Annotated in this window: 10 protein-coding genes; 3 read left to right on the top strand and 7 right to left on the bottom strand. The window is 57.5% G+C overall.

What is annotated here, in order from left to right:
- The first annotated feature begins 89 nt into the window (after window positions 1-89).
- Window positions 90-410 carry a quaternary ammonium compound efflux SMR transporter SugE gene (gene sugE / locus GZ092_RS10780; RefSeq protein ID WP_293636394.1) on the top strand — a complete coding sequence of 107 codons (321 nt, stop codon included), beginning with the start codon at window positions 90-92 and terminating at the stop codon, window positions 408-410.
- A gap of 35 nt (window positions 411-445) precedes the next feature.
- Here the strand turns inward: sugE and GZ092_RS10775 are convergent, their stop codons facing one another.
- The 7 genes from GZ092_RS10775 to GZ092_RS10745 form a co-directional block, all read right to left on the bottom strand.
- Window positions 446-1,576 carry an ABC transporter permease gene (locus tag GZ092_RS10775; protein ID WP_293636393.1) on the bottom strand — a complete coding sequence of 377 codons (1,131 nt, stop codon included), beginning with the start codon at window positions 1,574-1,576 and terminating at the stop codon, window positions 446-448.
- The gene (locus GZ092_RS10770) at window positions 1,576-2,760 is read right to left on the bottom strand and encodes an ABC transporter permease (RefSeq protein ID WP_293636392.1); all 1,185 of its coding nucleotides are present in this window, start codon (window positions 2,758-2,760) and stop codon (window positions 1,576-1,578) included. The genes GZ092_RS10775 and GZ092_RS10770 overlap by 1 nt, the downstream gene beginning before the upstream one ends.
- A 22-nt stretch (window positions 2,761-2,782) precedes the next feature.
- Window positions 2,783-3,754 (bottom strand): efflux RND transporter periplasmic adaptor subunit, encoded by a 972-nt coding sequence (locus GZ092_RS10765; RefSeq protein WP_293636391.1) that lies wholly within the window; start codon window positions 3,752-3,754, stop codon window positions 2,783-2,785.
- 2 nt (window positions 3,755-3,756) lie between these two features.
- Window positions 3,757-5,079 carry a TolC family protein gene (locus GZ092_RS10760; RefSeq protein WP_293636390.1) on the bottom strand — a complete coding sequence of 441 codons (1,323 nt, stop codon included), beginning with the start codon at window positions 5,077-5,079 and terminating at the stop codon, window positions 3,757-3,759.
- 532 nt (window positions 5,080-5,611) lie between these two features.
- Window positions 5,612-7,030, bottom strand: a complete 1,419-nt coding sequence (gene potE, locus GZ092_RS10755) for a putrescine-ornithine antiporter (protein WP_293636389.1) — start codon at window positions 7,028-7,030, stop codon at window positions 5,612-5,614.
- Between the two features lie 3 nt (window positions 7,031-7,033).
- Window positions 7,034-9,214, bottom strand: coding sequence for an ornithine decarboxylase (gene speC, locus GZ092_RS10750; protein WP_293636388.1), 2,181 nt, complete (start codon window positions 9,212-9,214; stop codon window positions 7,034-7,036).
- Between the two features lie 864 nt (window positions 9,215-10,078).
- A complete protein-coding gene (locus tag GZ092_RS10745; RefSeq protein WP_293636387.1) occupies window positions 10,079-10,459 on the bottom strand; it encodes a RidA family protein in 381 nt (126 codons plus the stop codon).
- 387 nt (window positions 10,460-10,846) lie between these two features.
- Here GZ092_RS10745 and GZ092_RS10740 point away from each other — a divergent pair, with 387 nt between their 5' ends.
- Together GZ092_RS10740 and lexA are read left to right on the top strand one after the other, a co-directional pair.
- Window positions 10,847-11,122, top strand: coding sequence for a hypothetical protein (locus GZ092_RS10740; RefSeq protein ID WP_293636386.1), 276 nt, complete (start codon window positions 10,847-10,849; stop codon window positions 11,120-11,122).
- A 283-nt stretch (window positions 11,123-11,405) separates the two neighbouring features.
- Window positions 11,406-12,122, top strand: a complete 717-nt coding sequence (lexA, locus tag GZ092_RS10735; protein ID WP_293636385.1) for a transcriptional repressor LexA — start codon at window positions 11,406-11,408, stop codon at window positions 12,120-12,122.
- Window positions 12,123-12,262 lie beyond the last annotated feature (140 nt).

The raw sequence follows: 12,262 nt of genomic DNA, 5'->3' as shown, positions 1-12,262 counted from the left end.
GTGGACGTTCGCTCCGCGTCGGCGCACAGGACGACCTTGCGTATCCAACTCCGCTCATGGACGACCTTGAGATCGTTTGAGGAAACTGCATGAACTGGTTCATTCTTTTTGTCGCTGGCCTTTTTGAAATCGGCTGGGCGATTGGATTGAAATACACCGAGGGCTTTACCCGCCTCTGGCCGTCCGCCGGCACCGCTGCTTCAATGGTGGTCAGCGTAGTGCTTCTCGGCATCGCCATGAAAACGCTGCCGGTCGGAACTGCCTACGCGATTTGGGTTGGCATCGGTGCCGTGGGCACGGCCATCCTCGGCATGGTGCTGCTTGGCGACGCGATCAACACCGGCCGCCTCGTCAGCCTTGGGCTAATCATCACTGGCGTGATTGGTCTCAAACTCGCCACCCCGGCGTGATCTGGCGCGGGGCAAGGCATGAAATGATGAAGCACTCAGGTTTTTGACGGGCGTGCAACACGCAGCAACAGCCAGCCGGCCGAGGCGGCCAGTGCCGCCAAAATCAGCAGGCAGCCTGCGACATCGACCAGCGGCGCGCCCATCTGGTTGAGCCTGAGCGAGGCCTGAATGCCCGCCGTGCTCGGAAACAGCCAGCGCAGGGCTTGCAGCAACTCCGGCAGGGCTTCGGCAGGCCATGAAAAACCTGACACAAAGGCCATGGGCAAAGCCGTGAACAGCAGCACCTGCAAGGCCCTTTCGCGGTTGCCGAACCATACGCCCAGCAAGGCGCCCAGTGTGCAGATGGCCGGAATGTAGAAGGCCAGCAACACCAGGGCGCCGCCCGTGTTGGCGCCACGCGGAAAATCCTGGGCCCAGAAAATCCAGCCAAAGTAGAGCAGGCCGCTGAGGTAGCCGACGCTCGAAAACCCGAGGATGCGGCCCAGCCAGGTTGCCGCATCGGCGCGGTGCTGGCCGGTTTCAGCCCACAGCCCGACCAGCATGGCCACGCCCATGAGCAGCGTCTGCTGGATGATCAACAGGGCGACGGCCGGCACCACGTAGCTGCCGTAGCCTTCGGTCGGGTTGAACAGGGCCACCATCTGGGTGCTGATGGGGTTGCGGCTGGCCTGGGCTTGCTGCGCACTTTGGCCGCTGGCCTGGAGTTTCCTGATTTCCACGCCGGCCGAGACGGTGCCGACGGCTTCGGCAAAGCCGGACAGCACCGCCTTGTTGAGCAGTGCGTAACTGCCGTTGGCCTCGACCGTGACCACGGCCGGGCTGCCGCGCAGCACATCACGCTTGAGGTCTCTGGGCAACAGGGCGTAGCCCTCGATCTCGCCGCGCCACAAGGCTTGCCGGGCCTGGTGCTCGTCGCCGATGACCATGCGAACTTCGATGCGCGGGCTGGCCTGGGCAAAACGCGTGATCTGGCGCGACAGATTGCTGTGGTCGAGGTCCACCACGGCCACCGGCACGCGCGTGACGGCTTGTTCCGCATACGGCCAGGGGTAGAAAAACCCGTAAATCACCGGTGCAATCGCGATGAGCAGCAACACGCCTTTGTCAGCAGCAATGGTTTTGAGCGTGTCCACCCAGGCCCGCCAGACGCTGCTTTGCGTCTGCATCAGCGGCCTCCCCAGGTGTCAGGCTGGCCAGAACAACGCTTCAAAAACGGGACGCAACATGCTCCCAAAAAAATAGCTGATAACGCAAGCGCCATGAGGGCTGGCGCCGAATAGGCCAGGGGCGCGGCCATTTGCAGCTGTTCCATCTGCAGGCGGATGTAATGGGTGTAGGGCAGCAGTTCGGCCCAGCCTCGCGCCAGCACCGGCATGGACTGCAGGGGAAACCCCACGCCGCCAAAGGCAAACGCCGGTGCGGTGATGAAGCCGGTGGTCGACAAGGCCGTTCGCAGCGAACGGGTGGCGCTTGACGCCAACGCGCCCATGGCCAGCGACAGCGCCAGAAAGGTCCACAGTGCCAGCAGGACCCAGGCCAGCGAGCCCGGCGGATGCCAGCCCCGGCCCAGCGTCAGCCAGAGCATGGCCAGCGTGCCGACCATGCCCAAACCCAGCAAAGGCCAGAGCAATTTGCCCAGCAAGGCCGCCGCCGTGCGGCCCCAGCCGGCTTGTGGGCCCAGCCAGTCGGCCACGGTGCGGTCGCGCAGTTCCCGGCCCACCGCCCAGGCGCCGGCGGTCATCGCCAGAATGTGCAGCAGCGCGGGAATCAGCGCGGCGGCCAGGAACTGCTCATAATTGAGCGAAGGATTGAACAGCGTCACCAGGCTGGTCTTGATGGGCTCCATCGAGACTTGCGTGGTCAGTGCCGGCTCGCCGCGTTTGTTGCGAGCCGCCAGCTCTATGCCGGCCGACAGCGTGCCGACGGCGTTGCGTACATCGCGCTGAATCAGGCTTGAATGCGTACCCAACTGGGCGTTGTGCAGCAGCGTGACCTGCGCGGCCCGGCCTAGCTTGAGGCTGCGCGCAAAGTCGGGCGGAATGCTGACGACCGCATAGACCTCCACGCTTCGCATGGCCTGTGTGACGTCGGTGGTGTTGTCGTAGGCTCGCACCACCTGCAGGCCGGGCGTGGCTTGCAAAAATCGGATCAGCTGGCGCGACTGGGCCGAGTGGTCCTGGTCCAGCACGCCTATTGGCAAGCGGTTGGGCAGGCCGGCCGAGAAGGTCCACCAGAGGAAGGCCACGGCCAGCAACGGCACCCACGAAATCATCGCCAGATCCCAGCGGCTGCGCTTAAGCCAGGCGGCTTCACGGCGCGCGCTGGTGGCGAATGCCTGAGCAAATCCCATGTTCAGTCGCGCGGCGGACGGCTCATTGAACCAGCACACTCATGCCCGGGCGCGCGCCCTCAATCGGCGAGGCGGGCCTGGCTCGGACTTCAAAGGTGCGCGCGTCAAAGCCCTGGCCGGCGCGGGTGGCGCGCCAAGTGGCGAAGTCGGGCAGGGCGGCGCTGTAGAAGACCTTGAAACGGACGGCTTTGTTGTCCAGTGCGGGCAGCACGGCGTCAAACTCGGCATTCTTGGCGAAGCGCTGCAAGTGGTCTTCGCGCACATTGAGCACCACCCACTGGTCTTTCAGATCGACCACGGTCACCACCGCCACGCCCTGCGGCGAGAGTTCGCCGACCCTGGCCAGCACCTTGGCGACCTCGCCCGCCACCGGGCTCTTGAGTTCGGTCTCGGCTTTGGCGGCCTGGGCTTCGGCCACCACCCCCGCGACCTGGCGCGCCTGCGCATTGGCTGCCGCCTTGTCCTCGGGGCGGGCACCGATGCGCGCCATGTCGTACTGCGCTTTGGCCGTGGCCGCCTGGTCGCGCGAGGTTTTGAAGTTGGTTTCGGCTTCGTCGCGTTTTTGCGCGGCCACCAGCCCTTCCCGGGCCAGGCCGTCAACGCGCCTGAAGGAGGTCTGGGCGAGGTCGGCAGCGGCCTGCGCCCGCTGCCATTGCAATCTAGCCATCTCCAGCTCTTGCGGGCGGGCGCCGTTTTGCGCCTTGTCGGCGACGGCCTGAGCCGCTTGCTGCGCGGCGGTGGCTTGCGCCAGCTTGGCAGCCACTTCGGGGCTGTCGGTGCGCATCAGCGTGGCGCCGGCGGCAATCTGGTCGCCTTCTTGCACCAGCACTTCCGAAATGCGGGCCGTGACTTTGGGCGCAATGTCGGTTTCCCGGGCTTCCATCTGGCCCTGGAATACCGCTGGTGGTGGCTGGGAGGCGCGCCAGACGCCATAAGCCAGCAAGGCGACTAATGCGGCCGCTGCAACGGCCATGCCGATATTTTTCTTGTTCATGGTCAATTCATTTTCACGTCAGCGCGCTGGATGTAGCGGCTGAACTCTTCCGATAGCCCGCAGCTCTCGAGCAGGCGGGCCAGCGCCAGCACGTAGTCATAAGCGACCTGCGCGCGTTCCGTCTCCACCTTGGCCTGGTTGACCTCGGCGTCGATCAGTTCCAGTGCTGTTCCGGTGCCTTCACGCAGTGCCGCCGTGCGCAGCCGCAACACCTCACGCGAAAGCGCCACGCCGGCGGCGGTGGCCAAGAACTGCTGGCGCGTCTGTTCCACGCTGCGCCAGTTTTTTTCGACCAGCAGGCCAATGTCGCTGCGTGCCTGCGCTTCGCTGCGTTCAGCCTGCTCGATCTGCTTGTTTGATGCGGCGGCCAGCGCGTTGCGGTCCACCGCATCAAACAGTGTCCAGCGCACGCCCAGGCCGCCTATCCAGTTGGCACTGCCGGTTTTCAGCTCGCGCTGGCCAAAAGCAAAAACCTGTGGTTTTCGAAGCGCTTCCTGGCCTTGGTGCAGTTGCTCGGCCTGGGATCTTTTCGCATTGACCTTGGCCAGGCCCGGGTGCAGCAGCAGGGCCTGATCCAGAAAATGGGGCAGCGGCTCGATCGGCTGCGTGATGACAAAAAGCGGCGTTGCGGGCTTGACGATGCTTTCCGACTTGACGGTGCGGGCCAGCGCAATCGCGGCCAGTTCCGCGTCGTCCTGCGCCTTGAGGGCATTGCGCCGGGCTTCTTCGTAGGCCTGCTGCGTCTGCAGTCGCTCGACCCGGGAGATAACACCAGCCGACAGCATTTTGGCGGTGGCGGCGTCATGCTGGCGGATGTCGTCCAGCGCCGCTTTGCGCAGCGCCGCCGCCTTGCCAGCGAGCTGCGCGCCGAAATAGCGCTGGACCAAAAGGGTGGCCAGTTCATGGCCTGTCTTGTCGGCGTCGGCGCGCGCTTCGCTGCCCTGGGCGGCGACAAAGCCCCGCACCGCGTCGCTGGCACCGCCTGCGTAAATCGGCCACACGGCCGAGATGGATTGGGTGGTGCCGGTGTCATGCCGGTTGAAGGTATAGCTGGCAGGGAACTGCGGCACGGGCAGTGGAATGGGCAGGTTTTGCAGGGGAATCGGCAACTGCTGGCTGATTTGCGTCAGCCGCTGGTTGACGGGATCGAGGTTGACATCCAGATTGGCGTTGTAGGCATAGGCTGCCGCTGACAGGCTCACGACAGGCCCGCCCAGACCTTTGAGGCCGCGCTCCTGCAAGATCTTGCTGTCAACCACCGCCTGTGCGGCCGCCAGCTGGTCGGAGCCGCTCTTGACACGCTCCCAGGCGGTTTCAAAAGTCATGGCTTGTACCTGGGCCCTCACCGGAGCGCAGGTCACCAGGCACAGCATAGCTGTCAGCAGGAAGTACGGTGAATTCATGGCGCCAGGATTGCGTTAAGTAATGGTTTTTTCGTTGGCTACAGACCGTATGCCATTCACCTTTTCCTCGCCCGTCCTGTCGCTATTGGTAAATTTAAAAGACCTCGTACGTGTCAATGGAAAAGAGAAGGTGAATTTGGCTTGAGGACCTATCCACGCTGCCACAGATGGCCCCTCAATGTGACATAAAAACGCGAAAAAATAACACTGGAGACAACGGGGGGAGTTCGTCGCGTTCCTCGGATTTGTGCGACAAGCATTGGTCAATAAGTAGTTTATAAACAACCATCAGCCGGGCGCCTTATCCGGAACTCAGGTTAACCTATAACTTATCCTGATAAATCCTTTTTTTGTCAGCTTTAAGCAGTCTTCACACATTGCTGTGTGTTCAGATTTTCCGCGGTGCTGAACACAATTGCGCACAATCGTCCTGGTGGATCTGTGGGTAATTCGATCAGGCCCGCGGTGGTTTATCAGACGCAGACTGCTGTGCGGCACCCACGGCGGTCAATTGCCCTCCCGAATTCGAGAGTATCGGTGTTTCTCCCGCACCTGGCTGGCGTACCGGACGGTGATCAAGTCTCGCCGCAACTAGGCTGTACAGCATCCAGCCCGCAAAAGTGACCAAACCACCGTACATCATTGATTCGGTACCAGTTGTATAGAGCGCATACAAGCTGTAGAGACCTGCAATGAAAGCAACGATATTGGCGGTTCGTGCAGAAGCAGGTTTGATATTCTCTGCCGTCTGCAGGGAACTGAGAGCTGACATTGACAAAATATACGGAATCAGATTGGTCATCACAGCTAAATTCACCAAGACGGTGAACTGTCCGTTGAGAGTGGGACTGATGGTCAGCAACGAAAGCAGGGTCTGTGCTGCAGTGATCACGCACATGCCGATGATGGGTGCACCCGAAGCGTTAACTTTAGCGAAAAACTGGAAAAAATAGCCCGTTACCGCAGAGGAACGTGCAACCTCGGCAATTGTGAACTGCCAGCCAAGCAAAGAGCCGAAGCATGAGAGCACCATCAGGCCAATGACGACCTTGCCCACCGTCGGATCCAGGATTTGTGCGAAAACGAGTCCGAAGGGCGCATTGGATTGAGCCAGTTGGTTAATTGGCACGATGCCGGCGATGACACTCGTAGAAGCAATATAAAGAATTGCTGTGAACCCTGTCGCTATTAAAACAGCCAATGGCACATTTCGCTTTGGGTTGTCCACCACATCGCTATTGGCACTGGCCGATTCCAAGCCCAAAAAAGCCCAGAGAGTGATGGATATCGAGGCGCTCAACGCCTGAAATAGTGGCATGTTTTTAGGGTTCCATGCGGATAGATAGAGTTGGGGATCAAACCAGAACCAGCCGATCACTGAAATCCCCACGACCGGGATAATTACGCCCCATATAGTAAAGTTTCCAATCTTGCCGGTGATCTTTGGGCCGCCAAAATTGAGCGCCGAAGCCAGCCACAAACAGGCAATGGTTAGCGCTGCGGTTTTGATTGGCGACAACTTCATTCCCATAAAAGAAGCGCCGTAGCCCACGGTGGTCACGGCTATGGCAATGTTCGCTATGGCCAGTGACACAAAATATGTGTAATTGGTCATGAAATTACCGGAGCGGCCGTGGGCATACTCTGCGTAGCCCCCCATGCCGCCCTGGTGATTCGAATAGGTGCCGGCCCGTGCGAAGGCATAGGCAAGCAGAATCGCACCAATCGCGGTCACAGCCCACGATAATATCGAAATATTCCCGACCTTAGCTAAATTAGCTGGTAGCAGAATAATGCCTGAGCCCATCATGTTAATAATGGTGATTACGGTAAGGGAAACCAAGCCCATCCGCTTTTCGGTCTTTTGCGTCATGAATTACTCGTTAACTTGGTTCTTCAGCACATAACCGTATGCACGGATTTGCCCGTTCGGCTGGGCTTTCAAATGCACGCCTTGCAGTTCAGGAGCGAAGCCAGGCAAGGTGTTGATTCCCTCTTCAAGGGTGAGGAAATAATCACGAGCAAGGTCGGTCCACTGTTCTCCTGGTACTACGCAGATGATGCCGGGAGGATAGGGCAGTGCGCCTTCAGCGCATATACGCCCCGAAATATCGGACAACGGTATAAGATCAACCTTGCCACGCTGAAACTCCCAGTTCGCCTCGTGGGCTGGAATTTTCACAGGCGGGAAATTTCGCTCTCGAAACAAATCTTTTTGCATTTGCTTGATATTCTTTTCTTTATAAAAGTCATGCATTTCCTGACAGAGCTGGCGGATTGTGTAGCCTTGGTATCGGTCTGCATGTTGCTCATATATGCCAGGCAGGACTTGCGCCATCGGTAAGTTCGACTCGATAGCCTCCTCAAAGCGGATCAGCGTAGCCACCAGATTCTGCATCTTGGTGATCAATTCCGCAGGAGTTATCAAAAAAAGGATCGAGTTTAGATCTGCCTTTTCATTAATAATATTGTTATCTCGCAAATAGTTTGCCAATATATTGGCTGGGATACCAAAATCTTCATATTCGAAAGACTCAGGCTTTAGGCCAGGGGTGGTCAGAAGCAACTTGTTCGGATCAACGAAATACTGGCCTTTCTGATAGCCCTCGAAACCGTGCCAGTCATCTTCCGGGTCAAATGCAAAATAAGCGCGATCGTGCATGATCTCGTCGGTTGGTGCATCTTTCCAAGGGCGATTGTGAACATTCTTGGGTACGAACGGTTTAATCATCGAGCACTGCTCAAGAATCATTTTCCGTGCTTCGATACCCACTCGCATTGCATGAGCCCACAGCTTTTCACCGCTGCCGTTAGCATGCATCTTGGCGTTCACGTCCAAGGATGCAAATAATGGGTAGAACGGGCTTGTAGAGTAATGCATCATGTATGCATTATTAAATCGGTCATCGTTGACGTATCGTTCCTGACCTTGCAAATGAGCATCTTTTTTATGGATTTGCGACGCTTGCGAGAAACCTGCCTGTTGTTTGTGTACGCTTTGCGTGACGATAATTCCAGGATCCTCCGGAGTGAGACTAAGAAGTAATGGAGAGCAATCCGACATTATCGGGATAAACTGCTCATAACCGACCCAAGCACTGTCAAACATAATATAGTCACACAGCTTTCCGATTCGGTCTAAGACTTTCCGGGCGTTGTAAATAGTTCCATCGTAAGTGCCCAACTGAATGACGGCCATCCTGATGGGGTGTTCGGCACGCGCCCTGACTGGGTCAACCCGTGCAACTCGCTCACGGATATAGTCTTCCTCAAAACAATGCTGATCTATTCCCCCAATGAGCCCATAGGCATTGCGCGCAGTCTCCAGATAGATTGGCGTAGCCTGTGAAAGGAACAGAGCACCGTGATGAACTGATTTATGATTATTACGGTCAAATAGGACAAAGTCACCTGGGGTGAGGATCGCGTTCAGACAAATCTTGTTCGATGTGGAGGTGCCGTTTAACACCAGATAAGTGTAGTCTGCGTTAAAAACCTTAGCAGCATGCAACTCAGCCTGTCTAGCAGGTCCATCATGAATCAGAAGATCACCCAATTTCACGTCGGCATTGCAAAGGTCGGTACGAAAAATATTCTCGCCGTAAAAGTCATAAAAGCGGCGGCCTGCGGGATGGCGCTGAAAGAATTGTCCGCCTTGGTGACCTGGGCAGTCGAACTGCGCGTAACCCTGACGCTCATACTGAGCCAGTTCGCGAAAAAAGGGAGGCAGGACGTCGTGATCAAACCTTTTTGCAGCCACTTCGACCATGCGCCCAAAGTATTCTGAATTGGCCTCCTCCCGGGCTATGACGCCGCTCAGCCCTTTAATCTTAGATGTGGTGTTGGGGTCCTCATCCGACACAGCAAATATCGGAATGCCGAAGCCCAGCGCACAGATGTGATCCAGCAGGCCAGCATCGATGTCTTTTTCTGATAGAACTACAGCAGAAATATCCGTGAAATTGGTATTACCAATAGCCACTGTCTCTCGCTTGGTGTTTACATACTTAAGTACATCGAGGCTGAATGCGATTTTTCCTTCGGGTAGATTTGCCATCTTTTCTTCCTGCTTGATCTTTAGCCATATTGAGAGTTGATTTTTGTCGTCAACCCTTGAAAACATTCAATGCATGGGCACTGAAAAACGTATGTTGAATGAGTAAAACTGACGACTTGTAAAAACTCAAAAAAATTTCAAGATAAACAAAATGCTTCTGATCAAGTCGACTTCAAAAATGGCGCTGTTCATCAAATAATATCTGTAGCTATTATGTGATGCCCCGGCACACATGCTACGTTAAACTCGTGATAGCTAGCGCGATATCACCTTGAACTTCCCTTAGTGCGCGCAAAGCGCCAAATATTTTGCTGCTGAATATAAAGCTTCTTTCACTTTGGGAGTGCGCTCAAAATTCCTATTTGATGCCAAAAAAAACTTGACCGGTCAAAACAAATGCCGCCACGCCAGTCGCTTGAAAGCTTAACGGACAAGCTAACACGCTAGGTGGAAAAAATATGTGCGTTACCGTACATAATCTTTAAATGGTCAATGCGGCATGCGCTGCAGATGGCCGGCTTGACCACGAAACAGGCGGAACGGGTGTATGAGCATTTAGAGCCTGTCTACGATCTTCTGAGCAAGGGGTCACTTCAGGAAACGGAAAAAATCGTACATTAAGGAATACGGTTTTGAGGGCTGGCGTGGCTTTGCGGAGTGTTTTCACTCTTGCTACCGTTTGATGGTCAACATGGGAGAGCGCTTGAGGCCCCAAAGCGGAAGTTGAGCAGCTCGAAAAGCCATCTTCAAATCGGCTTGCACTTACGCTTAAACGCCAGAGTTCAGTTGCTGAGCGGTGAGGGGCTGGAACCGAGCCGCCGGCGCGAAGCGGTGCGCCGCTCTGTCAGCTGCAACGAAGATGGGTCAGGCCTCAGCGATTGCCGCAATTGAGACCTTGAGTCCTGGGATGCGCACGGGGAGCTTTGCGCCTTGGCGAGCGGGTGGATTGGAGGGAAACCACTTGATGTATTCCTCGTTCATTCCTGCAAAGTCATCCTCGTCGGCGAGCACGATGGTCACACTGACAAACTTGTCCATCGAGCTCCCGGCCTCATCAAGGATTGCTGCAATGTTTCTCAAGCACTGCCCAGTTTGTTCCTGCACTGTCGCGCCCTTGATGCTCCCGGTCGATGGGTCAATCGGGGCCGTGCCGGAAACGAACACCAGTCCTGCGGCCTTGACCGCCTGGCTGTAAGCGGCAGGTGGCTTGGCTGCCTTGGCCGTGAATACGATCGCGCGAGGCATGGGACTCCTTTGCTACTCTTAGCAGTACATGAACAAGGAAGCGCAATCTTTAAGGCTAACGAATGTTCAGAACAAAGTTCAGAACAAAACCGGCTCTATGTGCGCTGGTCACTGCTGCACATACTGGACACACAAAAATTCTGTAAATCGCTTGCAGCTTTGGTTATTCGTAGATCCAGTCCATTGGACTTGCATATGGTGCCGATAGCCGCTTTCTAGAAATTCTACGAAGGCCCACTTGGGGTCGCAACCTAGCCATCCAGCCTTACCCGCCCCGACTGGCCTTATGTCAAATGGAAGTTTCGAAAAATCCGTGTCCCCAAGCAACGGACCTGATCAGGGGCAATCGCTTTTCAAAACAAAAAAAGAACGCAAGGCAAGGCTGACATGGCGGACTGGGTGGACTGGGTGGACTGGGTGGCGATCCTCGAATGGTCTGGCTCATTGTGCGGCTTGATGGGTGCGTTGTTGCTGGCCACGCATACCCTCCTTTCCCGGTACGGCTGGGTGGCGTTTCTCGTGGCCAATATTGCCATGGTCGGATTTGCCCTGGGCATTGGGCGCAACGGACTTCTGGTGCAGCAGCTCGGCTTCACGGCCACCAGCCTGCTGGGCATTTACCGTGAGGGGATCACCCTCCCCTTTCGCAGCGCCCGGAATTGATCATTCGCAGCGCGTGAACGGGTCAGTGACCCGTTCCAAATTTGCTGTCATTCGCCTGCCTAAGACCGCATTGATGACGCCGGCCTGCCGGTTTCATGACCAGGCCTGCCACCGGTCCACCGTTGCCCAGGGACGACCGGCTGCAAAAGTTTTCTTCGTGCATCCTTGCTTTTTACCGAAAGCTGTATAAAACTACAGTTACTGTACATTTATACACAGCTTTTCTTCAACTGGCGCACCGTGCACATGGCCAGTTGGCCCTGGCCCCAAGGAGTCAAACGCAATGAGTCCATTCACTGATTTTTCCGGTCTGTCCCCTGAAGGACCCCGGTTGACCGCCCGGCAGGCCCAGATCCTGGAGCTAATCCGCAACGCCATCGCCCGCACAGGCGCGCCGCCCACCCGGGCGGAAATCGCCACCGAGCTGGGCTTTCGCTCGCCCAACGCTGCCGAAGAGCACCTCAGGGCCCTGGCCAAAAAGGGCGTCATCGAGCTGGTCAGCGGCACCTCGCGCGGTATCCGGCTGCGCACGCCTGCCCTGCAGGCCATCCATGCATCGCGGGACGTGTCGCGCATGCACCCGCTGTTTTCTCCCCTGCAGGGCCTGGGCCGGCTGGCCCTGCCGCTGGTCGGGCGCGTGGCCGCCGGCAGCCCGATCCTGGCGCAAGAACATATCGAGCGAACCTACCAGGTCGAGCCCAGCTTGTTTTCGCAAACCCCCGACTACCTGCTCACGGTGCGCGGCATGAGCATGCAGGGCGCCGGCATCCTGGACGGCGACCTGCTGGGCGTCAAGCAGGCCAGTGAAGCGGTGAACGGCCAGATCGTCGTCGCCCGCCTGGGCGAGGAGGTCACCGTCAAGCGCTTTCACCGCACCCGCCGCGGCATCGAGCTGCTGCCGGAAAACCCCGACTTCGAGCCCATCGTGGTGCGCCCCGGCGAGCCGTTTGCGCTCGAAGGCCTGGCCGTCGGCCTGATCCGCACGCGCATGGCGATGTAGCCGCCCGGCCGCCCCCTGTTTCCTGCCCTCGTGCTGGCGGGCCGGTAGGTTTCCGAAAAGCCAGCACCTTGTTCAAACGAATGGGCCTGCCCCTTTAGGCGGACCTGCGCGTGCCTGTGTCAGCCCTTGCCCGCCCTTAC

Origin of the sequence: Polaromonas sp. (assembly GCF_010365105.1) — a bacterium.
GTDB lineage: Bacteria > Pseudomonadota > Gammaproteobacteria > Burkholderiales > Burkholderiaceae_C > Polaromonas.
The sequence above is the reverse complement of the archived record's forward strand: the minus strand, read 5'-3'. Positions and strand labels throughout refer to the sequence as shown.

Excerpts from the sequence above, each read along its gene's own strand:
- sugE (WP_293636394.1), top strand. The coding sequence starts at position 90 with ATGAACTGGTTCATTCTTTTTGTCGCTGGCCTTTTTGAAATCGGCTGG.
- GZ092_RS10775 (WP_293636393.1), bottom strand. The coding sequence starts at position 1,576 with ATGCAGACGCAAAGCAGCGTCTGGCGGGCCTGGGTGGACACGCTCAAA.
- GZ092_RS10770 (WP_293636392.1), bottom strand. The coding sequence starts at position 2,760 with ATGGGATTTGCTCAGGCATTCGCCACCAGCGCGCGCCGTGAAGCCGCC.
- GZ092_RS10765 (WP_293636391.1), bottom strand. The coding sequence starts at position 3,754 with ATGAACAAGAAAAATATCGGCATGGCCGTTGCAGCGGCCGCATTAGTC.
- GZ092_RS10760 (WP_293636390.1), bottom strand. The coding sequence starts at position 5,079 with ATGACTTTTGAAACCGCCTGGGAGCGTGTCAAGAGCGGCTCCGACCAG.
- potE (WP_293636389.1), bottom strand. The coding sequence starts at position 7,030 with ATGACGCAAAAGACCGAAAAGCGGATGGGCTTGGTTTCCCTTACCGTA.
- speC (WP_293636388.1), bottom strand. The coding sequence starts at position 9,214 with ATGGCAAATCTACCCGAAGGAAAAATCGCATTCAGCCTCGATGTACTT.
- GZ092_RS10745 (WP_293636387.1), bottom strand. The coding sequence starts at position 10,459 with ATGCCTCGCGCGATCGTATTCACGGCCAAGGCAGCCAAGCCACCTGCC.
- GZ092_RS10740 (WP_293636386.1), top strand. The coding sequence starts at position 10,847 with ATGGCGGACTGGGTGGACTGGGTGGACTGGGTGGCGATCCTCGAATGG.
- lexA (WP_293636385.1), top strand. The coding sequence starts at position 11,406 with ATGAGTCCATTCACTGATTTTTCCGGTCTGTCCCCTGAAGGACCCCGG.